The organism is Bradyrhizobium sp. AZCC 1678, from assembly GCF_036924765.1.
GTDB lineage: Bacteria > Pseudomonadota > Alphaproteobacteria > Rhizobiales > Xanthobacteraceae > Bradyrhizobium > Bradyrhizobium algeriense.
On record NZ_JAZHSE010000001.1, the window covers coordinates 4867908 to 4889323 of the forward strand.

General features: G+C 60.8%; 20 protein-coding genes. 12 read left to right on the forward strand and 8 right to left on the reverse strand.

Annotated elements, in window-relative coordinates; translation table 11 throughout:
* Positions 1 to 10: 10 nt before the first annotated feature.
* A complete protein-coding gene (locus V1294_RS23040) occupies positions 11 to 2245 on the forward strand; it encodes an ATP-binding protein (protein WP_334500334.1) in 2235 nt (744 codons plus the stop codon).
* A gap of 24 nt (positions 2246 to 2269) precedes the next feature.
* On the opposite strand, the gene V1294_RS23045 is transcribed toward V1294_RS23040, so the two are convergent.
* On the reverse strand, positions 2270 to 2644 hold the full coding sequence (locus V1294_RS23045) for an MmcQ/YjbR family DNA-binding protein (RefSeq protein WP_334480365.1): 375 nt from the start codon (positions 2642 to 2644) through the stop codon (positions 2270 to 2272).
* Between the two features lie 131 nt (positions 2645 to 2775).
* Positions 2776 to 3294 carry a DUF1993 domain-containing protein gene (locus V1294_RS23050; protein ID WP_334480364.1) on the reverse strand — a complete coding sequence of 173 codons (519 nt, stop codon included), beginning with the start codon at positions 3292 to 3294 and terminating at the stop codon, positions 2776 to 2778.
* A 297-nt stretch (positions 3295 to 3591) separates the two neighbouring features.
* On the opposite strand from V1294_RS23050, the gene V1294_RS23055 reads away from it, so the two are divergent.
* Positions 3592 to 4068 carry a MarR family winged helix-turn-helix transcriptional regulator gene (locus V1294_RS23055; protein WP_334500337.1) on the forward strand — a complete coding sequence of 159 codons (477 nt, stop codon included), beginning with the start codon at positions 3592 to 3594 and terminating at the stop codon, positions 4066 to 4068.
* A 163-nt stretch (positions 4069 to 4231) separates the two neighbouring features.
* Positions 4232 to 4564 (forward strand): HNH endonuclease, encoded by a 333-nt coding sequence (locus tag V1294_RS23060; RefSeq protein WP_334500339.1) that lies wholly within the window; start codon positions 4232 to 4234, stop codon positions 4562 to 4564.
* A gap of 222 nt (positions 4565 to 4786) precedes the next feature.
* Here the strand turns inward: V1294_RS23060 and V1294_RS23065 are convergent, their stop codons facing one another.
* From V1294_RS23065 to V1294_RS23080, 4 genes are all read right to left on the reverse strand, one after another.
* Positions 4787 to 5302 (reverse strand): hypothetical protein, encoded by a 516-nt coding sequence (locus tag V1294_RS23065; RefSeq protein ID WP_334500341.1) that lies wholly within the window; start codon positions 5300 to 5302, stop codon positions 4787 to 4789.
* Between the two features lie 107 nt (positions 5303 to 5409).
* The gene (locus V1294_RS23070) at positions 5410 to 6471 is read right to left on the reverse strand and encodes a ketopantoate reductase family protein (protein ID WP_334500343.1); all 1062 of its coding nucleotides are present in this window, start codon (positions 6469 to 6471) and stop codon (positions 5410 to 5412) included.
* A 187-nt stretch (positions 6472 to 6658) separates the two neighbouring features.
* Positions 6659 to 8062, reverse strand: coding sequence for an MFS transporter (locus tag V1294_RS23075; protein WP_334500346.1), 1404 nt, complete (start codon positions 8060 to 8062; stop codon positions 6659 to 6661).
* A gap of 53 nt (positions 8063 to 8115) precedes the next feature.
* Positions 8116 to 9009, reverse strand: a complete 894-nt coding sequence (locus tag V1294_RS23080; RefSeq protein WP_334500347.1) for a DMT family transporter — start codon at positions 9007 to 9009, stop codon at positions 8116 to 8118.
* 714 nt (positions 9010 to 9723) lie between these two features.
* On the opposite strand from V1294_RS23080, the gene V1294_RS23085 reads away from it, so the two are divergent.
* The 3 genes from V1294_RS23085 (at position 9724) to V1294_RS23095 (ending at position 15031) form a co-directional block, all read left to right on the forward strand.
* Positions 9724 to 13467, forward strand: coding sequence for a vitamin B12-dependent ribonucleotide reductase (locus tag V1294_RS23085; protein WP_334500348.1), 3744 nt, complete (start codon positions 9724 to 9726; stop codon positions 13465 to 13467).
* A gap of 107 nt (positions 13468 to 13574) precedes the next feature.
* Positions 13575 to 14222: a DUF4145 domain-containing protein gene (locus tag V1294_RS23090; RefSeq protein ID WP_334500350.1), complete on the forward strand. Its 648-nt coding sequence runs from the start codon at positions 13575 to 13577 to the stop codon at positions 14220 to 14222.
* Between the two features lie 104 nt (positions 14223 to 14326).
* Entirely contained in the window at positions 14327 to 15031 is a 705-nt protein-coding gene (locus tag V1294_RS23095; RefSeq protein ID WP_334500352.1) for a hypothetical protein, read from the forward strand.
* Positions 15032 to 15192: 161 nt separating this feature from the next.
* Here V1294_RS23095 and V1294_RS23100 read toward each other — a convergent pair whose 3' ends face one another.
* Positions 15193 to 15591, reverse strand: coding sequence for a hypothetical protein (locus V1294_RS23100; protein ID WP_334500354.1), 399 nt, complete (start codon positions 15589 to 15591; stop codon positions 15193 to 15195).
* 849 nt (positions 15592 to 16440) lie between these two features.
* Here V1294_RS23100 and V1294_RS23105 point away from each other — a divergent pair.
* From V1294_RS23105 to V1294_RS23130, 6 genes are all read left to right on the forward strand, one after another.
* Positions 16441 to 16746, forward strand: a complete 306-nt coding sequence (locus V1294_RS23105; RefSeq protein WP_334500356.1) for a hypothetical protein — start codon at positions 16441 to 16443, stop codon at positions 16744 to 16746.
* 431 nt (positions 16747 to 17177) lie between these two features.
* Positions 17178 to 17960, forward strand: coding sequence for a DUF6968 family protein (locus V1294_RS23110; RefSeq protein ID WP_334500358.1), 783 nt, complete (start codon positions 17178 to 17180; stop codon positions 17958 to 17960).
* 193 nt (positions 17961 to 18153) lie between these two features.
* Positions 18154 to 18954, forward strand: a complete 801-nt coding sequence (locus tag V1294_RS23115; protein ID WP_334500360.1) for a transglycosylase SLT domain-containing protein — start codon at positions 18154 to 18156, stop codon at positions 18952 to 18954.
* 282 nt (positions 18955 to 19236) lie between these two features.
* Positions 19237 to 19380, forward strand: coding sequence for a hypothetical protein (locus tag V1294_RS23120; protein WP_334500361.1), 144 nt, complete (start codon positions 19237 to 19239; stop codon positions 19378 to 19380).
* Positions 19381 to 19506: 126 nt separating this feature from the next.
* Positions 19507 to 20352, forward strand: a complete 846-nt coding sequence (locus V1294_RS23125) for a hypothetical protein (protein WP_334500364.1) — start codon at positions 19507 to 19509, stop codon at positions 20350 to 20352.
* A gap of 7 nt (positions 20353 to 20359) precedes the next feature.
* Positions 20360 to 20518 (forward strand): DUF3096 domain-containing protein, encoded by a 159-nt coding sequence (locus V1294_RS23130; RefSeq protein ID WP_334480340.1) that lies wholly within the window; start codon positions 20360 to 20362, stop codon positions 20516 to 20518.
* Positions 20519 to 20563: 45 nt separating this feature from the next.
* On the opposite strand, the gene V1294_RS23135 is transcribed toward V1294_RS23130, so the two are convergent.
* Positions 20564 to 21235, reverse strand: a complete 672-nt coding sequence (locus V1294_RS23135) for a hypothetical protein (RefSeq protein ID WP_334500366.1) — start codon at positions 21233 to 21235, stop codon at positions 20564 to 20566.
* Between the last annotated feature and the right edge of the window lie 181 nt (positions 21236 to 21416).

Sequence of the window (21416 nt, forward strand, 5' to 3'; positions counted from 1 at the left end):
GCAACTGGCAATGCCCTCGCAGCGTATCATTCTTGGGATTGGCCTCGCCATCCTCCTCGTTATCGGCGCTGCCTCGATCGGTTTGGACCTCAAGTCGCGGTCCGATACCGCTTCCGTCGACCGTGCGCTCGGCATACTCGGCAAAATCTCGGACATGCGCCCGTTGCTGCGCCGGGCCGAAAGCGCGGCGCGCGCCTTTGCGATCAACGGCGATCAGGAATTTGCCAGGGAATATCGCGAGGCCAGCGACGCGATCCTGCCGGCGCTGGCGGCGCTGATCGAGGCCGTCAAGGACAATCCAGTCGAAAAGCAGCTCATCGAAGAGACCAACGCGCTGGTGGAGCGCCAGGTTACGGTCAATGGCGAGTTGATCAGGCGCCGAATCATGGGAGACACCGCCGCGGTCGCGGCGCTTGTCGGCCAGGAAGACCGTGCGGCGACGGCCGTGATCGCCGGGAACCTCGAAAGGACGGTGGCGGAAGAGCGCCGGCTGCTGTTCGCCAGACGCGCCGAATCCGAAACCATCGGCAGGTTCCTGCTGGCGATCGATCTCGCCGGCGTCACGCTGATTCTGATCCTCGCCACCGTTCTGACGGTATCGGCCCGCCGCTCGCGCCGGCAACTGCAGGATTCGCTGAGTGCCACCCAGGCCACCAACGAGGCGCTGGAGGCCGCGGTCGCCGAGCGCACCGAGCATCTGGTTGCCGCGCATGACGAACTCAGGCTTTCGGCGGCCGTGCTGCGCAGCACCTTTCACAGCATGGCGGAGGCGGTGCTGGTCATCGACACCAAGGGAGAGGTTTTGCTCTCCAATCCGGCCGCCGAGAAGATGCTGCGCTACCGGCCGGGAATGACGGTGGAAATGCTGCGCTCGCTCAGCACGGTGTTTCATGCCGACGGCGTCACGCCGCTGCTGGTCCACGACATGCCCGCCTCGCGTGCGCTGCGCGGCGAAGCGTTTGACGCCATCGAGATCGTGGTACGCCCCGTCAGCGGCAATCCGCCGGTTCATCTCCTGATCAGCGGCCGGCCGCTGCGCGATGCCGCGGGCGCCATCAGCGGCGCCGCGCTGGTCTATCACGACGCCACCGCCTCGCGCGAAACCGAACACAAGCTGCAGCAAGCGCAGAAGCTCGACGCCATCGGCAAGCTCACCGGCGGCGTTGCGCACGATTTCAACAACATGCTGACGGTGATCACCGGTACCACCGAAACGCTGGTCGCGCGGCTTGCGCGTGAGCCGGAGCTGCAGAAGACGGCCGAACTGATCGACCAGGCGGCGGAACGCTGCAGCGAATTGATCCAGCATCTGCTCGCCTTCGCCCGCCGCCAGCCGCTGCAGCCGCGCAATGTCGACATCAACGCCACCGTGCTCGATATCGCCAAACTGCTTCGGCCGACGCTCGGCGAGCAGATCGAGGTGAACTCGATCCTCGAACAGGAAACGGCGACCGCCCATATCGACGCCTCGCAGCTCGCCAATTCCCTGCTCAACATGGCGATCAACGCCCGCGACGCGATGCCGAACGGCGGCAAGCTGTTGCTGGAGACGCGCAACGTCATGCTCGACGAAGCCTACGCGCAGGCTAATCCGGGCGTGAAACCCGGCCCCTATGTGATGCTCGCGGTCAGCGACAACGGCGCCGGCATGTCGCAGGACGTGCTGGACAAGGTGTTCGAGCCGTTCTTCACCACCAAGGAAGTCGGCAAGGGCTCGGGCCTTGGGCTCAGCATGGTCTACGGCTTCGTCAAGCAGTCCGGCGGGCACATCCGGATCTACAGCGAAGTCGGCCACGGCACCACGATCAAGCTCTATCTGCCGCCGGCCCGCGGCCAGGTCGAGGCGGCGCCCAGCGCGGCGCCACCGCTGCCGCATGGCAACGAAACCATCATGGTGGTGGAAGACGACGCGCTGGTGCGCAATTTCGTCACCACGCAATTGCAGAGCCTCGGCTACCGCACGGTGGGCGCCGCCAACGGACCGGCGGCGCTGAACCTGATCGAAGATGGTCAGGCGTTCGATCTGCTGTTCACCGATGTGATCATGCCCGGCGGCATGTCCGGCCGCGAACTGGCCGAGAAGGTGTTGAAGCTCCGGCCCGGCATCAAGGTGCTCTACACATCAGGCTATACCGACAACGCCATCGTGCATCAGGGCCGCCTCGACCCCGGCGTGCTGCTGCTGACCAAGCCGTATCGGAAGTCCCAGCTGGCTAACATGGTCCGGCGTGCGCTGACGGGATGAAGCGGTGGAAGTGGTGTTACCTTTTCACGCCTGCGGCACAGGCATTGCAAGCCCGAGCTCAAGCCGTCTCTTCTTTGACAAGCCCTGCGAGACGATAGAGTGAGACTGCCGGATGTAGTCGCCGAGCGCGGCATCGGGCAGCCCGGGCTTTGCGAAGTGCTGGATCCATTTCATGCCGCGCGATGCGAGGTACGGCGCCGGGCGCAAGCCCGGCTGATCCTTGAGCATCTCATACGCAATATCGCTCACTTTGAAGGTGACGCTCGGCTCGCCATGCTTGCCGCTGGCGATCGCAAAGACTTTGCCACCGACCTTCCAGACATGCGATCCACCCCACTGAACCACATGCGTGGTCGCAGGGAGCCTCCGGCAGAATGCATTGAATTTTCCGCGGGTCATCTTGTTGCGTTTCACCCAATCGGCCGCGCGTCGGACTTCCCATCGCGACGAGCGCCCAGCGCCTGGAGAGCATAATCAGGACAGCGCGCTTTCTGGACCGCGTGCGGGCCTATTTCATTACGAGCCATATCTCACGTTATTCTCATCGGAATGGTACCGAGGAAATCGCGCTTGCCGATTTCGACACCGCAGTGACGGAGGATGTCGTAGGCGGTGGTGACGTGAAAGTAGAAATTTGGTACCGCAAAGTGGTTGAGATAGTCCGCACCTCTCATGTGGCCCATATTCGTCGGACCGAGCGGGAATGTGATCTCGCTGTCGGCCGACTCGTCGATCTTCTTGGCGTCGAGCGTCTTCACAAAGCTGACTGTCTTGACGATGCGCGCCTTGAGCTCGGCGATTGTCTTCTCGTTATCCTCATACCTGGGCGGGTCGATGCCGGCGAGCCGTGCGCCGCCGTTCTTGGCCTGGTCACAGGCGCTCTGCACCTGCTGAGTGAATGCGAGCATATCGGGGAAGAGTCGCGCGCTGAGCAGCGTCGCGGGATCGATCGACCTTGCCGCAGCATATGTCTCAGCCTTGTCGAGAATCGCCGAGAGTGCATTGAGGCCAATCTCGAATACCGGAATTGATGCGTTCGACATCGACATGACGGGATCCTCCTTCGTTGATGGATCAGACAGGTCAAGCGGCGCGGTAGAATGACTTCTTCCGCTTGCCTGGGCGGCCTGGAAGCACCGTCGACTCGGCAACCCGGAACCCAAACGATCTCGTGCCGTCCACGCGAGCGCGCGCCTTGATGAAGCGCCCGAGGCCCCTTCGCCAAATCGTTCGCGCCGCCCAAGGTCTAATGGTGTATTCTAAGTGCATATGCACTTTATTTGTCAATATCTACGGATTCTCCTCGCTTTGTCGACATCTATCTTTTATATGTGTATACACCTTAAATGGGCAATTTCTCTCAGTTGGCGCGACAGATGGCCGAGGAGTGTCCCGCCCTTCGTGTGCGGCAGGCCTCACGCGTTCTTGCCAAACTCTACGACGACGAATTAGCGCCCTTCGGGCTGCACTCGTCGCAGTTGCCGGTTCTCGCGGCCGCCGCACTGTTCGGGGATTCGGGCGCGACCATGAGCAGGCTCGCGCAGGCCGTGCTGATGGACCGCACTACGCTGACGCGAAGCATTCTGCCGCTCGAGCGTGCAGGACTTCTACGCGTCGCGCGGTCGCCGGAAGACGCTCGCACGAAAGTCGTCGTCATCACCCGAGCCGGCGAGCGCACGATCGAATCTATCTTTCCCGTGTGGGAACGTGTCTTCACGCGGATCAAGGAAACACTCGGAGAAGATACCCTCATCGAACTTCATTCGCAGCTCGATGAAGTGATTGGGTTGCGGGGTCGGCAGCCACCGGCGCGCTGCTCTTGACCAAGCCTTATCGAAAGTCCCAACTGGCCAACATAATCCGCCGCGCGCTTGCGGGGTGAACAAGGCGCAAGCCCCTGCTCTTGCGCCGTCGTTCTCGATTCCGACTTGATGTATGAAAGGGTGAGATGTTGGACGAAGGGATTCGGGGGAAGAGCCAAGGCTAATGGCCGACGTAACCTACAAGCGCTGCTATTTCAATTGGGGCGGACGCTGCGCCTACTGTGACATTGGACTCCCGCGGATAAAGTGGGACGGCAAGGTCAAGGCCGGCATCGACCATTTCATCCCGCTTTCAAAGGGAGGTCAGAACAGCCGGAGCAACCGTGTGCTATCCTGCTACCCCTGCAATCTCGCCAAAGGCGACACCGACCCGCGCGAGACGAATCAATGGCCGCACGTCCAACGGCGGCTTGCCGAGATCGCCGCGACGCGCCCTCTCAGTCACGGGCAGCTCAGACGGCTCCTGCCCGAACTGGTGAAACAGGTTTACGTCTAGGGCATGATCCGTAGCCGAAGGGCCCCGCGTGAGCGCAAAGTGGAACCGGTTCCCCCCCCAACAAGCGCAGCCAGTTTGCACCGAGATCATGCTCAAACAAAGAGAACGCTGCCCCCTGACAGAGCGCCGTATCTTACGCTCTTCAAAGCGGGCGATTTCGCGCTCTCGTCCTCTATCCGCTAAACGCGCTGACCGAAAACCAGATGTCGCGGCTCCACATCTCTAACCGGCCGTCAGCAACAGAATCAGGGCCGAGCCGAGCGTCACGAGGACAAAGCGAGTCACGATCATGGGACGCAGCCAGACCGGGAAGACGGCGGATGCGGCGTTGATGACGTCCCTGACGTCGACCGCCCGGGCGTCGGGGTCTTGAGACTTCCGAAACTCGGCCTCCACGAACCGGACCGTGAACACCTGGCCGGCGGTGATGAATCCCCCGGCGATGAGAAGGATCGGATGGATGATCCAAGTCGCTATACGGCCGATATAGGGCGCGGTCAGGTTGAGCATGGCGAGCGTCGCGAGGACTACGCTTATCCCCAAGGGGAGCATCAGCTCTGCAAGGCTCTCTTCGATCCGCACCCGGTGCCGCGAAAGAATCTCAACCGGGAAGCCCTGTCTGGTCACTGCGGTCTCGGCAGCACGCTGGCCAGCGGCGCCGTACCGATAGGCTGCCAGACCGATGACCAGGAACGTGACCGCGGTCGCATATTGAAGGGCGGCGATGACGCCAGGCATTGCGATATTTTCGAGAACTTGCACAGCCTTCAATTCTTAACATGCATGTTCTTGCGCGCCAGCCTATGCTGGCGCGCCGTTCTCGAAGCGCGATCGCGCACTCGTCACTACGAGCCGGAGCCGCCCGACACGATCTTCTCGTTCAGTTTTTGATCGACGGTCTGCACCGTGCGGTCGATCTCGGCATTGGGCGTGCCAAGCTCATGCGAAATCAGCTTTACCAGGAGGTCGACCCGCTCGATGAAAGGCGCTCCGGCGGCAACCGCACGGGCGGCCGATGACGGCTTGAGCAGGCTTTCCGCCGCCTTGGCATATTTCTCGAACGGCACCTGATCCGCCGGGTCGGCGCCCAGACGTCGGGCGACGCCGTCGACGTGGTCATAGATCGACTGCGAGAGTTTCAGGTCGCCGTGCACGGCGTCGCGGATCGACTGCGGCTCGTGCGGCGTGATGCAGCGGTAATTGCCGGTCAGCAGCATCGACCATTTGGCCAAGGGCACGAATAGCGAGTCGAACACTTTGAGCTTCACCGGAACGTCCTTGCCGTCCAGCGTCACCGCGTCGATATCGGCTTCGAGTTCCCGCAGTATCTTGTTGTGCTGCGCGTCTTCAAAGGCGGCGGCCTTGAAGTTTGTCGGCAGGCCGACATGAAGGACGTTCGCCGCCTCTTCCGGCGGGCGGAAGGCCTGCGGATCGGGCGAACACAGCGACACCAGCCCCGGCTTGAACCGCTCCCATACCAGCGCATTGGTATAGGCCTCCTCCAGGTCCATATTCGCCAGCGCCGGGATCCGCTTGAGATAGGGCAACGGCGGCATGTTCATGATCGAAAGACAGGGCAGTTTCGCCTCGGCGATCTTGATCATCAGAACGCGGATCGTATGGTTGGTGTATTGCGGCTCCTGCATCGCTAGGCCGACCAGATCGTAGCGCGAAAGGTCGACCTCGGCGGGCGTAGTGGCGTGCAGCTTGCCGGGCAGATCGCGCGAGAAGATCGCGCGGTGCACCGCCTCGTCGCGCAGCTTGATGCGAACTTCGGTGCCGTCGCGATTGATGAGGTCCGCCGTCTTCCTCCGGCAAACCAGGGTCACGTTGTGACCCGCCATCAAAAGCTTCGTCGCCAGCAAGGAGCCGTACGAGGCTCCAAGGATCAAAATGTTGCGCGCCATACTCTCTCTTTCACAAATGATGCGGGGATTTTCTTGGAGGCCCGTCCCGGGGCGGGCCGAAATTTCGTCCGTGGCATACAACGAATTAATAGGTGTTACAATCACATAGCGGCCTGCCAAGACGGAATAAAAGGGGAGGTATTCCTAGGCCCGCGTCTCCTGCACGACGCCGCCCCGCGAAACCACGTCAGAGCTTGCGCAGGCGGCGCAGCCGTAAACTCGCCAGGCAGGCGATGATCGCCGGAACGGCGAAGCTTGCCGGCACCCAGAACGCCACGTGCATCATGCTTTCATCCGTGGCCCCGGCGGAGAATCCACTGGCATTTGCAACCAGGCCCGCGAGCGCCGCGCCCAAGGCAAACCCGGTCTGCTGGACGGTGGGGACCGCGGAGGCCGCGACGACCTCATCACCCGCCTTGGCGCCGCTCATGATCCGGTGGGCGACAAAGGGCCAGCATTGGCCGATGCCCATCCCCAGTGCGACGATGGCCGGGATCAAGGCCAGCGTCGCCGCAGAGCTTGGGAGCAGCGACGCGATCGCCATCAGGCCGATGCCCATCACCACCGGTCCGGCCAACATGAGCCGGTCCGGCCATGACCCGGATGCGCCGGCCGTGACAAGGGAAGCGATCGTCCATCCCAGCGAGCCGCTTGCAACCATGAAACCGGCCGCCAGCGGATCCAGTCCGCGCAAGTGCTGCAGGAAGATCGGCACGTATATCTGCAACGGGCTGAAGGTGATGCAAAGCAGCAGCGCCAGCCATAACCCAACGCCGGTCGGCGTATACAATGAAAACGCATCGCTCGGCAGCAGCGGCGCCGCCGCGACACGATCAAGCCGCAGCATCGCCGCCAGCGCGCCAATCGCAAGGACGATCAGGCCGGCTTTGGCCAACGACGATTCGACGATCGAGGCTGAAGACATCGCGGCGATTGCGAGCCAGATCAATGCGACGCGTCCGGCCGGCAGGCTTGCTGCGGGCGTCCGGCGTTCCGACGTGCCCGGCGGCAGGATGACATAGGCGCTGACCGCCAACATGCCGGCGACGATCGTGGTCGCGACGAACGCGCCGCGCCAATTGCCGAAGCGGGCGAACATTCCCCCGACCAGCGGCCCCAGCAAGACGGACATGCTCCAGCTGGTCGACATCAATGCAATCGTCCGTGACCAGACGGCTTCCGGGAAAGTCGCGCGCACCGCGACATAGGCTGCGGCCGCCTCCAGACCACCGCCGAATCCCTGTACCAAGCGGCCGACGACGATCCAGCCCATTGTTGGCGCGAGCGAGCAAAGCAGCGCTCCGAGACCGAATGTCGCTACCCCGGCGCAGTAGGCTGCGCGGGGACCGACCGCAGCCGCGAGCATGCCGGCACAGCTCGCTGCGACAATGGATGACGCAAGAAATGCGGTTGTCGGCCAACTCAACATGGTGACGCCGCCCAGTTCACCGACGATGGACGGCAGCACGGTCGTCAGCATCAGGACATTCATCGATTGAAGCAGCACGCCGCCCAGCAGGATCCCGAGCGTCGGTATCCACTCCCATCTGAGCAGCGATCGCCATCCCTCGCGCCCCGGGTCCTGCTGCATGCCTGTTGCTTCCATTCCGGGACTCACACGCCGGGGTTGCCTGCCGGCTACGACTACCTTGTCGCCAGTACTACACCGGCCAGAGTGAATACCAGCGCCACGATCTGCGTCAGCCCTAACGGCTCGCCCAGCGCGACCGCCGACGCGACGACGCCGATCACGGGCACCGCCATGGTGCCGATCGCCGCGACAGACGCAGGCAGGCGGGCGAGCGCGGCGAACCAGCTCACATAGGCGATGCAGAACTGGATCACGGTCGAATAGACCAAAAGCCACCAGCCGAGCCCTGTCACGTCATCGATATGCGTGGTCTCGACGGCGAGACCGATGATGACGATCGGGAAACATCCCAGTCCGATCTGCCAGGCCGCGGCCGGGATCGGCGGCAGCGGCACCGGCAGCTTCTTCGCCAGCACCGTGCCGAGCGCAAAGCCGAACGCGCCGCACAGCGCCATCACCATGCCCGGCAGTTTTGCGGCCGTGGCGCTAAAACCGTTGCCGCCCATGATGGCGGCCAATCCGGCAAACGCCATCACCAGCGCCACCGTGCGTAAGATCGTCGGCCGCTCGCCGAGCACCGGCCAGGCCAGCAGCGAGGCCCATACCGGCATGGTGTAGGCGATCAGCGCGGTTTCGCTGGCCGGCAGCCACAATAGCGCCAGCCCCATCAGCACCATCCAGCCGGTGACGTTGAGCAGCGCCGCCAGCATCAGCCGCGGCCATAAATGCCGCTCGACCTTCAGGCTCTGGGCGCGCGCCAGCGCCAGCACCGCCAGCAGCGCCGCGCCGATCACGCCGGTCGAGCCGCGCAAGGTCAGCGGCGGCAGCTCGCTCAGGAGGTACTTCGTGACGGGCCAATTAAAACCCCAGCCCACCGAGGTGATGGCGAGGAACATCAGGCCTGCGGGCGCGATCCGCGCCGGCGCGGTGGGTTTTGATTCTGTCATGGAGCCCGGCAAAGGGTGGAATCGGCGGTCACCTTGCCGCTTATCGGCGGCCGCGACCACGGGTGCGCGGACATGCCAGACCTCCCCTCCCCGTAGCCACACGTGAGTCTCATCAACGCAATCCCGAATGGCGAAAAAATACCTGCCCTGTGAACAGCGGGACGAAGCTGGTTTCCACACCTCCGACCAAAATTTTTTCCCTTGGGAATCCCTGAGGACTCACTGATACTTGGGCCCATCACAGGCGCGGGATCACCCCCTGTTTTCCCTCACTTTCCACCATATTTAGTATTTGATTCAGGAACTCGTACTAGTCCTTGACGGGCGCGACGGGTTTGGCCTAGCCTCTTTTCTGGACGGCGCGAGTTAAGTTTTGGGTCCCGCCGGACGCTCCCAAACGGGTTCCAGAGCGAGCACTCCGTCAGCCGGTCGAGGCACGGATCGAGGGCTCGTCTGCCCGTGAACGGGGGCGATCCGGCGCTGAAAAAACGAGCCGAATGGCTCAAGGCGGCGAGTTACGGCGTTGAGTTGGGATTGGCCCCGTCGATCGGCGGGACCATGGGGTGGCGAAGACAGAAACAGGGCCGGGTCCACCGGTCGAACTGGCGGATCTCAGGCCCAAGGTTGTCTTCAACCTTGGTGCCGAAGGTTCGCTCACTGACAACATCCGGCAACCGCGAAAAGCGGACCGGGCAAGAAGACGGGGCACGACCTATGCGAATCGAACGACGCAACACCACTTCCGGCCAGTCACCCTATGCAGGGATTGATTTCAGGCTGACGACATCGGAGATCCGCAACCCCGACGGTTCGATCGTGTTCCGGCTGGAAAATGTCGAAGTGCCCCAGTTCTGGTCGCAGGTCGCCTCCGACGTCCTCGCTCAGAAGTATTTCCGCAAGGCCGGCGTCGCCGCGCGCCTGAAGAAGGTCGAGGAAGAGACCGTGCCGTCCTGGCTGTGGCGCTCGGTGCCCGACACCGAGGCGCTCGCCCTCCTCCCCGAATCCGAGCGTTTCGTCAGCGAGCTCAGCGCCAAGCAGGTATTCGACCGCCTCGCCGGCTGCTGGACCTATTGGGGCTGGAAGGGCAACTATTTCTCCACGGAAGAGGACGCGCAGGCGTTCTTCGACGAGCTGCGTTTCATGCTGGCCAAGCAGATGGTCGCGCCGAACTCGCCGCAGTGGTTCAACACCGGGCTTCATTGGGCCTACGGCGTCGATGGCCCCGGCCAGGGCCACTATTATGTCGATCCGTTCACGGGGAAACTCACAAAATCGAAGTCGGCTTACGAGCATCCGCAGCCGCACGCCTGCTTCATCCAGGGCGTGGGTGACGACCTCGTCAACGAGGGCGGCATCATGGACCTCTGGGTGCGCGAGGCGCGCCTGTTCAAATATGGCTCCGGCACCGGCTCGAACTTCTCCCGCCTGCGTGGCGAAGGCGAAAAGCTTTCCGGCGGCGGCCGCTCGTCCGGCCTGATGAGTTTTCTGAAGATCGGCGACCGCGCCGCGGGCGCGATCAAGAGCGGCGGCACCACGCGCCGCGCCGCCAAGATGGTCGTGGTCGACGCCGACCATCCTGATATCGAGACCTATATCGACTGGAAGGTGAAGGAGGAGCAGAAGGTCGCGGCGCTCGTCACCGGCTCCAAGATCAACCAGAAGCACCTGAAAGCCGTGCTGAAGGCCTGCGTGAACTGCGAAGGCTCCGGCGACGACTGCTTCGACCCCGAGAAGAACCCGGCGCTGCGCCGCGAAATCAAGCTGGCGCGCCGTGCGCTGGTGTCCGACAACGTCATCAAGCGCGTCATCCAGTTCGCCAAGCAAGGCTACAAGGACATCGACTTCCCGACCTACGACACCGACTGGGATTCGGAAGCCTACCTCACGGTATCAGGCCAGAACTCCAACAACTCGGTCTCGCTGAAGGACGATTTCCTTCGCGCGGTGGAAACCGACGGCGACTGGAACCTGATCGGCCGCACCAACAAGAAAATTACAAAAACTCTCAAGGCCCGCGAGCTCTGGGAGAAGATCGGCCACGCCGCCTGGGCCTCGGCCGATCCCGGCCTGCACTTCAACACCACCATGAACGACTGGCACACCTGCAAGTCATCCGGCGACATCCGCGCGTCGAATCCGTGCTCGGAATACATGTTCCTGGACGACACAGCGTGTAACCTCGCCTCCGCCAACCTGATCACGTTCTATTCGACGACCACAAAGCGGTTCGACGTCGAATCCTACGAGCACCTGTGCCGGCTCTGGACCATCGTGCTCGAAATCTCCGTCATGATGGCGCAGTTCCCGTCGAAGGCGATCGCCGAACTCTCCTACGAGTTCCGCACGCTGGGCCTCGGCTTTGCCAACATCGGCGGCCTGCTGATGACCATGGGGCTGCCTTACGACTCCAAGGAAGGCCGCTCGCTGTGCGGCGCGCTGACCGCGATCATGACCGGCGTGGCCTACGCCACCTCGGCCGAGATGGCCAAGGAATTGGGCCCCTTCCCCGGCTACAAGAAGAACACCCAGCACATGCTGCGCGTGATCCGCAACCATCGCCGCGCAGCCCACGGCGAGAGCCGCGGCTATGAGGCGCTGGCCGTCAATCCCGTGCCGCTCGATCACGCCTCCTGCCCGCAGGCCGACGTCATCACGCACGCCAAGGCGGCCTGGGACAAGGCGCTCGAACTCGGCGAACTCAACGGCTACCGCAACGCGCAGACCACCGTGGTGGCGCCGACCGGCACCATCGGTCTCGTGATGGATTGCGACACGACGGGCATCGAGCCTGACTTTGCGCTGGTGAAATTCAAGAAGCTCGCCGGCGGCGGCTACTGGAAGATCATCAACCAGGCCGTCCCCGTGGCGCTGCGGACGCTCGGCTACAGCGAGGCTGATATCGCGGAGATCGAGGCCTACGCCGTCGGCCACGGCTCGCTCTCCAATTCGCCCGGCATCAATGTTTCGACCCTGAAGGCCAAGGGCTTCACCGACGAAGCGCTGGCCAAGGTGGAGAAGGCGCTGCCGACCGCGTTCGACATCAAGTTCGCCTTCAACAAGTGGACCTTTGGCGAGGACTTTTTGCGCGACACGCTTAACGTCGCACCGGAAGCGATCGCTGCCCCCGGCTTTGACCTGCTTTCGGCGATCGGCTTCAGCAAGCGCGAGATCGAGGCCGCCAACGTGCACATCTGCGGCGCGATGACGGTCGAGGGAGCTCCCCACCTCAAGGCGGAACATTATGCGGTGTTCGACTGCGCCAACCCCTGCGGCAAGATTGGAAAACGTTATCTGTCGGTCGAGAGCCACATCCGCATGATGGCGGCCTCGCAGCCGTTCATCTCGGGCGCGATCTCGAAGACCATCAACATGCCGAACGACGCCACCGTCGAGGATTGCAAGGCGGCGTATCTGCTGTCCTGGAAGCTTGCGCTGAAGGCCAACGCGCTCTACCGCGACGGCTCGAAGCTGAGCCAGCCCTTGAACTCGCAGCTCATCAGCGATGATGACGACGAGGACGATGCGACCGAGGCGTATTACGAGAAGCCGACGGCGGCGCGTGCCGCCCAGGTCTCGGAAAAAATCGTCGAGAAGCTCGTCGAGCGTATCGTGGTGATGCGCGAGCGCGAAAAAATGCCGGATCGCCGCAAGGGCTACACCCAGAAGGCGGTGGTCGGCGGCCACAAGGTCTACTTGCGAACCGGCGAGTATGACGATGGCCGTCTCGGCGAGATCTTCATCGACATGCACAAGGAAGGCGCCGCGCTCCGCTCCTTCATCAACAACTTTGCCATCGCGGTTTCGCTGGGTCTTCAGTACGGCGTGCCGCTGGAGGAGTATGTCGACGCCTTCACATTCACCCGCTTCGAGCCGGCGGGCCCCGTGCAGGGCAACGACTCGATCAAGTATGCGACCTCGATCCTCGACTATGTGTTCCGCGAACTCGCGGTCAGCTACATGTCGCGCTTCGATCTCGCGCACGTCGATCCCTCCGAGTCCAATTTCGACGCGATGGGCAAAGGCGTCGAGGAAGGCAAGGAGCCGTCCGACAGCCAGCAGGCCACCAAATATCTGTCCAAGGGCCTGACCCGCTCGCGCACGGATAATCTGGTCGTCATGCGCGGCGTCGATGCGGATGCCCGCGGCTCCCACAACGTCACCGCAATCGCCGGACACGGCCCCAGCGCCCGCGCCACCGACGCCCACGAAGGCGCGGTCGCGCTAAAGCAGGAAACCCAGCACGACCTGTCGCCGACAGAAAAGCTGGAAGCCCTGCAATGGAGCAAGCCCGGCAGCGCGGCAGTGGCGGTGGCTCCGAGCAAGGCCGAACGCCGGGCGGAAGCCAAGGCCAAAGGCTACGAAGGCGAGATGTGCTCGGAGTGCGGCAACTTCACGCTGGTGCGGAACGGGACCTGCATGAAGTGCGATACGTGTGGGTCCACGACGGGGTGTTCGTGATCCCTCACCCCCTACGCCGGGTATCTATCAAACAACAATGGGCGGCAGCCAGCCGCCCATTGTCATGTCCTTGCACTCGAGGGCCTGAACTCGGAGTAGTATGCGCCGTGGCTATTCTCACCTACAAATGCCCGCATTGCCTAACAGAACATATGGCTTTGCGGAGCGTCGCATCTACTGGAATGGGCGGTTGGAACTGCGCCCTTCATGTGGTCTGCCCGAAATGTCAGTTTCCCTCATGCACCCATCTGAGGTCAAACGGGCAGAATCCCGTTCATCCAGACACATTGCATTCACAGCCGGGAGACGTAACGCAACTCGGATGGGCCATCGAGACAGTGTGGCCAGCCCCACCCTCTTTGTTAATACCAGAGAACCTGCCAGCCGACGTCGAGAGAATTTATCTGCAGGCTGAGCGTAATTTTCCGGTGACCGGAAATGAAGAGGCGGCCGGAACGATGTACCGCAAGGCTCTGGACGTAGGCCTAAAGATCATCGCGCCAGATGTGACCGGCGTTCTAAAAGCCAGAATCGGAAAATTAGTTTCGAAAAACCTTCTTACGCCCTCGCTCGGCGAATGGGCGGACCAGATTCGGCTCCTCGGCAACGATACGGCTCACGAGATTGACCAACCTACGCGAGAAGAGTTGGAGGCTCTACGAAATTTTTCTGACTTGGTTCTTCGTTATCTTTTCACACTGCCCGCAATGGTCGCGGCAAGAAAAGCTCCGGTCGCTCCGCCGACCGCCCCCTAGCGTGTAGTGAGTTAGCGAAGGCGTATTCCGCCGCTGCGCCTTTGAAGACAAGGCGGATTGTTTTGCGCGAATCCGCCCACCCTCCTGAAGGAGTAGCCCGGGCCGTGAATGAATTTCCGATTGAAGATATTCATCGCATGCTCGACGGTGTCGAGGACATTATCGCCGACTTGGAAAACAAGCCCGATACCATCGACGTGGCCGATCTCGGCGAATTGTCACTGATCATTTTGGAGATAATGGGATGGACCAGTACGGCGTACATGGAGAACCGACTATCGATCAACCCGAGCCTACTGAGCAAGTTCGTGAAGATGCGAGGAACTGTCAGAAAGCGCGATGCAATTAGGGTTGCTGACCGAGTTCGCTCGTTCTTAAAGAGCGAAGATCAGGTGTCCGCTACCGAGCCGCCGTCAGCAACGCAGAGAGAACCTGCTCCGCCAACGCGAGCTAGTTACGTCGCCGAGCAATGGATGTTAGTTCCTAGGACTTCGGAAGCAAAGCAAAGGATTAATTTAGTATCCGTCCTTCTCGACAGCATCATTCTCCAAGTTAAAGGCACAAACGTACCGGAGTCGGAGCAGCTACTTACTGATCTCGAACGACAGCAATTAATCGCGATTCTAGAAACTGCTCTAAACGTTCTAAAATCACCGTTGGTAGAAACGGGGATGCTCAAGACAGCTCAGAAAACGCTAAAAGAAGCGAGCGAAAAAGCTGCAAAAGGGTCCCTCCAAAAAGGTCTTGGTAAGCTTATGGATGCCGGCGCCGATCGGATCACCGAGTTGCTAGTTAGGTGGTTTATGTGAGCGATCAACGAAGCAAGCGTAGCCCGGTTGAGCACAACGATATCCGGGGCTGTTCTGTCAGCGAACCACCGCTCGCATCCCCATATCGCTACGCTCATGCGGGAGCTGCCCGTACGTTGGCAGGTTACGCCGTGTTCTACTATCGCACTGAATTTTAACTTTCAGCGACCAGACATTCCTGGGAAATGAATCGTCTCCAGATTGTGAGCGTCAATTTTCGTGTCATCGATGAATCGTTTCATATCTAGACTATCGTCATGAACTCTGGCTGCATAAGCAAGGGCGGCTTTCAGACAGCGAACAGCGTTATCTCTCCGCGCCGGCCGAAACAACTTTCCGTCCTTCCCCGGCCGCATCTCAAGCCATTCGATCCAGTGCTCCTTTCCCGCAATACTGGGCGGCACCGCGGGTTGAAGTACTGCTTCCAACCAGTCCGCCGCAACTTCACGCTCCTTGCCACTATTCTCTTTGAACTGCTCCGGTGTACTATCGAAAGCTTCCCGCATCTCGTCGCCTAGCTGCGATATTTCAAAATAGGCATCGAATAGCGCTTCAGACACCGTATTTCCGATCCACGATTTCCGCACAGCGGACTCCTATTCGATCGAAGCTCACGAACGCAGGATACGAGCAAACCGGCACCAGACAACTTTCAAAAGCAAGTAGCCTGGATGAGCACAGCGGAATTCGGGATTCTTGTCGCTGACCGCAGGTCCCCCGCATATCGCTTCGCTCATGCTTAGCATGAAAGCTGCTATCGAAGAGTGGCTTTCTAGATCATCAGCAGTTTACGGCCATGAAGGCGTTTCAAGAGGCTGGTTACAATCGTCCCCAAAGTCACTTAAAGGAACTGCGGAATGTTCTCATGATGCTGGCCGGGTCGCAAAAACGTGGGAGGTCGCAGTTGGACAAGCAATCGGGTCTCCTGATCGGCTCCGCATTATCCGGAGAACACAGTCTAACCACATATCTTGGGCCCAAAACTCATTGAAGCTTTAAATTTGAAAAGGCGCAGCAGGCTTTCCTTTCTGCGTAGCAGCTACGCATAGACGCCTGCCAAGCGTAGACTAGGTGATCGGAGTGATATCCGAGCCTGCTCGCTCGACCGATCTTAACCTACCTGCATGCGCCGGACGGTTTGACCTCCCCCTTCTTCCACAGCCGAAATCCGCCCTCGAACGCGTTGGTGTTGGCGCCGAGGTACCTTGCGCCGCAGCAAGCGTAGCCCGGATGAGCGAAGCGACATCCGGGACTACTCTAACATCGCGCCGGATATCGCTTCGCTCATCCGGGCGACGCTCGCTACCAGCCTAGCTAACGCATCCATCGAAGCAATGAGAAGGCCGCTCGAAAGAGCGGCCTTTTGATTACAGGCGAATGAGTTTAAGTTCGGCAACAACATGAGAAGCATGCTGTCCAGACTGTTCAGGGTGATGAAATTTATCGTGCCCGCTCTCTATATCGCGGGAGCAATGGTTATCTGGCTGGCTTTTTCCAGATCTAACCCTGATGGCCTCGCCAACATTTGGATTGCAATCTACACATTTCCAATGGTCATGATCGGCACCTTTCTGCTGCAAGGCGAATTCCCATATCTGCCTGGCCGCTACTATGAAGCGCACGCCCTCTACTTCTGGCCAAGCGTTGCCCTTTTGGCTCTTGCATTATTTTTCATTTTTCACGGATTGCAGCGACTAGCTCGCAAGGTGGAATAGCAAGCGTAGCCCGGATGAATTAGTAGGGCGGATTAGCGCAGCGTAATCCGCCGCTCTCTCGCGATTGGGTCGGTGGGTTACGCTGCGCTAACCCACCCTACTCACTTCACTCGCTTACTTTGCCAGCCCGAGCGACTTCAGCGCCTTGCCGTTGTCCTCGTTGTCCGCCTTCATAAACTCCGCGAAGCCAGCCGAATCCAGATAGATCATGTGGAAGACGCGCCGGTTCATGAACTCATTGAACTCCGCGCTGTCCCAGACCTTCTTGATCGCGGTCTCGTACTGCGCGGCAATCTCCTTCGGCAGGCCTTTGGGCGGCGCGCTAGCCTGTCATCGGGCGGCGCGTCGCGCCGACCCGTCGGCTATTGCGCCCTACCGGCCTACCTGCGAAAACCAATGTCGCGTCGTGGTTGACAGTTGGGATCAATGAAATGGCCGATATCGTGGTGGCAGAGCGTGTCTTCCGGGATTCAAATTCCGGAGCGTCCGTGACTGCTCGGATTTTCGCGCCCGAGAGAAACGAGGACTCGTCAGATTGGTCCTGCAAGATATGCATTGAAGGTTTGGCAACGCCGTTCGAAAGATCCATCTTCGGGGTCGATTCATTTCAGGCGCTGGAATTGGCAACAAGCCTGCTCTGCACGCTCCTGGAAAGCCACGAGGCGAGTCTTGCTTTTCTGGACGGATCGCCGGGGGATTGCGCCTTGCCGTTGATCGCAAGCTGCCCACCCTCGTTGAAGGCGGAAGTGCGCGCGTTCATTCGTACCAAGATCAAGGATGACCTCGACTCGGGTCAAAGCGCGCTTGAGCAACGGCTAATAGCGGAGATCACTCCTGAGACCGATAACGTGGTGGCAGAGCGTGTCTTCCGAGAGTCAATTTCCGGAACATGCGTCACCGCCCGGATTTTTATGCCCGAAAGGGCCGGAAAATCATCGGAGTGGTCATGCAAGATAGAGGTTCAGGGGCTGGCCATGCCCTTCGAAAGCTCCGCTCTCGGCGTCGACTCGTTTCAATCCCTGTATTTGGGATTGCGACGGCTCTGCACGCATCTGGAAAAGTACGAAGCAAGTCTGGCGTTCCCCGACGGACCACCAGGCGATGGCGGTTTGCCATTGATCGCGTTGTGCCTTCCTCCCTCGTTGAAGCCGGAAGTTAACCGGTTCATCGAGGGCAAGATCCGCGATCATCTCGATTCGCAGGAGCAAGCGTAGCCCTAAGGGTTACGCTGCGCTAATCCACCCTACTCACGTCATTCCCTCACTTCGCCAGCCCGAGCGACTTCAGCGCCTTGCCGCTGTCCTCGTTGTCCGCCTTCATGAACTCCGCGAAGCCAGCCGAATCCAGATAGAAGATCGTCAGCGCGACACGTTTCGTTATTGTGCCCTGCTTGCCCCCAAAAGATGTATGTCAAGAAAAAGCACGAGCTTCCCACGCCTCCGCCGCTGGCGGCGCAGTGCACGGTGGGCGCGACGGAAGCTCGCGAGAGCACCGCGGGCGGCTCGGATCGTTGGCGTCGTGGCGATCCTGCTTGTGCTCGTCGCGCTGACGAACCTTGTCTATCACGTGATCCGCAAGCCGACTGAGCTGTTTGCCTTCGTTGGCGATGCGCTCGACAAGGAGCCGGCCGAGACATGGCGGCAATACGGGCCGCTCTTCCGCGCCTATTCCACCAGTACGATCACGCCCGAATTGCTGGCCGCGCTGGCGCAGGTCGAGAGTTCAGGCAACCCGGTGGCGCGCACCTACTGGCGCTGGCGATTAAGCCTGAATCCTTTCGCGATTTATAAGCCCGCCTCCAGCGCCGTCGGCCTCTTCCAGATGACCGATGCGGCCTACGCCGAGGCCGCGCGGTCCTGTGTCCGAGAGAATGCGGTCACAAATACCGGCTGCGGGTTCACCAGCCTCACTATCCGCGCGATCCCGAGCCATGCCATTGAGCTCGCGTCCGTGTATCTGGCTCGCAATGTCGCGGCGGTTCTCGCCCGCGTCCCCGATGTGCCGGCAAGCCTGCAGCAGAAGCAGGATCTCGCCGCGTTTATCCATCTTTGCGGCGGGGGCCCCGCCACAGCCTTCGCGCGCCGCAACTTTCAAATGATGCCCGGCGAGCGGTGCGGCGATCATCTCGTCACAGCCTATATCGTCAGGGTCAATGCGATGAAGCGGCAGTTCAAGCGCCTGGCGGCCGATGGCGGGTTCCAGAATTAACCTGCAGAGCGCACATCAAGCTTAACGCGCGAGTTTGGTTGCTACACTACGCAAGCCGAATAGATTCCGATTACCGGACGATTTCCCCAAGTCATCCGGGTCCACGCCAGCGAAGCCGCCAGGCGAATTGCCCTTTTGCCTGGCGGCTTAGTTTTCGGCTCTCGGCGGGTGTAGCTCAATGGTGGAGCGTTGGGTTCAAGCCAAAGAGGCCGGTTCGATTTCGCGCTTCCCGCTCCTCAACCCCGAATGCGTTCAATGCGATTTATTCAGTGGGAGATGCCTATGTCGCGCAAGCCCATTAGCGAAGTCGTTCTGGAGATCACTGACATCACCTCTCGACCTGTCATGGCAGAGAAACAACAAGCCGACAGCTACGCCCTCAAAGTAAAGGCAGCGATGACACGACTGAGCGAGAGCAAACGTTAGCCCGCAAAGTCGGTCATCCCCCGGACTGAACAACAGCCAAAGCGTCTATCGAAAATTTTTCTTGAACATTGTTCATTTTCAGATTACCCATACTTGAGCAACGCTCAAATACTGGAGAAGCCGACAATGCGACCCGCCCCCGGTATGGACGTCTCGATCGGCCAGGGCCACCCCGTCCCCCCATGGATCAAGCACGCTCCGACGATCATCACCGTCGGCATGATCGTGATCCTGACGCTGCACGGACGCATTGCGCAGCCGACGCATTACAACGAATTCGCCGACCAGTCGGTCGCCTTCGGCATCCCCCACTCAGCCGATGTGTTTTCCAACGCAGGGTTCGCTCTGGTCGCGATCTGGGGCTGGCTGACATTGCGGCCCCGACGCGCCAGCGACCATTTGCGCGCCGGATGGCCCGGCTACAGGCTGTTCCTGATCGCACTGTTGCTGACCGCTTTCGGGTCCGCGTTCTATCATCTCGCCCCCGACAATATCAGCCTGATCTGGGACAGGCTGCCGATCGCGCTGATTTGCGCCGGCCTGCTCGCCGGCGTCCGCGGAGACATCCGGGGTGGATCGAACACCGGGATCGACGTGATCGTTCTCGCCCTCTACGCCGTCGCCAGCGTCGCATGGTGGGCCATCTCAGACAGGAACGGCGCGGGTGACCTGCGACCGTATCTCCTGTTGCAAGGGCTCGCTCTCATCCTCATCCCGCTATGGCAAGCGATTTATCGCTGCCCGCGCACCGATCGCATCGCCTTCGCCACCGCGATGGTGCTGTACATCCTGGCCAAGTTGGCCGAGGTGCTCGACCACGAGATCGCGACCGCTCTCGGCTTCGTCACCGGACACACCTTGAAACATCTGATCGCGACGGCAGCCACGGCCGCCATTGTCTGGGGATTGACCCGACGATTTTCGCATGACGGTCAAGCCGCGCGTCGGGTGGATCCATCGAATCTGCTATAAGCGACGGATGCATCCCGATGCAGCCAGCCCCCTCCTGCCACTCGTCACCTTGGCCGCGGGTGTGTTTCTGCTGGTCGCGCCCCGTATCGTCAGCGTCGCGGCGGCGCTCTATCTGATCGTCACCGGCCTTCTCGGCCTGAACGCGATCTACCACTTCTTCAGATAGGTCCGGAAAGCGCGGGACCGATGCCCGCGCCTCGCTCTGGTGTCTTTAGCCTTGTGGGGCAGACGTGGTCGCCGGGGCACTCAGGACTGCGCCTCCAACCGAAACGGGTCCGACAAAGTTCGGCTGCCGGGCCATCTTGTTGCGCATAGCCGCCCGGGATAGCCGGTTGCGCGCGCGCTTTGTCGGAATGGACGAAGTGACATCCAAGGTCATTGCATTTTTCAGCGAGTCGACCTTCGCGATCAGCGTGGAAATCTGCGCGGACATCTTCTTCACGTCTTCATGTTCATCCGTGATCTGCGCGGATATTTTCTTCACGACGACCTGCTCGTCCACGACGCTCTGCCTGAGAGAAGCAAGCGCAATCGAATCCTGCTGAAGACGGGCGGCGTTTTGCTGCAACAGCGAGGTATTCTCCTGCAGGGCGGCAGCGTGTTGCTGCTGGGCCGACGGAACATCCTTTGATGCCGGGCCAGCCAAATCGGCCATCAGATCGGAAATTTTCTGGTGCGGAATCAGCTCCGCCAACATGCTGACATTCGGCAGGGCAAAATCGGCAGGCGTCATGGTGTAGACGGCCGCCGCACTGTTTATTCCAAGCGCGATCACCGATAGCGCCAGGATCGATTTCCGGCTCGATGGCTTGGTCGGCGCCGCGGCTGCCGCCGTAGATGCGGGTTGCTCGCTTTGGCTCTGCTCTTCCGATGTCTTGGTCACGTGCAATAACCTCAAAAAGAAGCCGTCGCCGGATCGTCCTCGCGACGGCTCCTTTTACGCGGCACTCAACTAGAACTGCCTGAGACTATAGGCTGATCAGATTAATTCGGCGTTAGCGTCAGTCGCGCAGGCATGAGCTGCTCCAGATACAAGCGGCGTGAGTGCTGCGAGCCCGGGCCTA

What these genes read in the sequence shown, in the direction of transcription:
- V1294_RS23040 (WP_334500334.1), top strand. Translation starts at nt 11, where the DNA reads ATGCCCTCGCAGCGTATCATTCTTGGGATTGGCCTCGCCATCCTCCTC.
- V1294_RS23045 (WP_334480365.1), bottom strand. Translation starts at nt 2,644, where the DNA reads ATGACCCGCGGAAAATTCAATGCATTCTGCCGGAGGCTCCCTGCGACC.
- V1294_RS23050 (WP_334480364.1), bottom strand. Translation starts at nt 3,294, where the DNA reads ATGTCGATGTCGAACGCATCAATTCCGGTATTCGAGATTGGCCTCAAT.
- V1294_RS23055 (WP_334500337.1), top strand. Translation starts at nt 3,592, where the DNA reads ATGGGCAATTTCTCTCAGTTGGCGCGACAGATGGCCGAGGAGTGTCCC.
- V1294_RS23060 (WP_334500339.1), top strand. Translation starts at nt 4,232, where the DNA reads ATGGCCGACGTAACCTACAAGCGCTGCTATTTCAATTGGGGCGGACGC.
- V1294_RS23065 (WP_334500341.1), bottom strand. Translation starts at nt 5,302, where the DNA reads ATGCCTGGCGTCATCGCCGCCCTTCAATATGCGACCGCGGTCACGTTC.
- V1294_RS23070 (WP_334500343.1), bottom strand. Translation starts at nt 6,471, where the DNA reads ATGGCGCGCAACATTTTGATCCTTGGAGCCTCGTACGGCTCCTTGCTG.
- V1294_RS23075 (WP_334500346.1), bottom strand. Translation starts at nt 8,062, where the DNA reads ATGCAGCAGGACCCGGGGCGCGAGGGATGGCGATCGCTGCTCAGATGG.
- V1294_RS23080 (WP_334500347.1), bottom strand. Translation starts at nt 9,009, where the DNA reads ATGACAGAATCAAAACCCACCGCGCCGGCGCGGATCGCGCCCGCAGGC.
- V1294_RS23085 (WP_334500348.1), top strand. Translation starts at nt 9,724, where the DNA reads ATGCGAATCGAACGACGCAACACCACTTCCGGCCAGTCACCCTATGCA.
- V1294_RS23105 (WP_334500356.1), top strand. Translation starts at nt 16,441, where the DNA reads ATGCTGTCCAGACTGTTCAGGGTGATGAAATTTATCGTGCCCGCTCTC.
- V1294_RS23110 (WP_334500358.1), top strand. Translation starts at nt 17,178, where the DNA reads ATGGCCGATATCGTGGTGGCAGAGCGTGTCTTCCGGGATTCAAATTCC.
- V1294_RS23115 (WP_334500360.1), top strand. Translation starts at nt 18,154, where the DNA reads ATGTCAAGAAAAAGCACGAGCTTCCCACGCCTCCGCCGCTGGCGGCGC.
- V1294_RS23120 (WP_334500361.1), top strand. Translation starts at nt 19,237, where the DNA reads ATGTCGCGCAAGCCCATTAGCGAAGTCGTTCTGGAGATCACTGACATC.
- V1294_RS23125 (WP_334500364.1), top strand. Translation starts at nt 19,507, where the DNA reads ATGCGACCCGCCCCCGGTATGGACGTCTCGATCGGCCAGGGCCACCCC.
- V1294_RS23130 (WP_334480340.1), top strand. Translation starts at nt 20,360, where the DNA reads ATGCATCCCGATGCAGCCAGCCCCCTCCTGCCACTCGTCACCTTGGCC.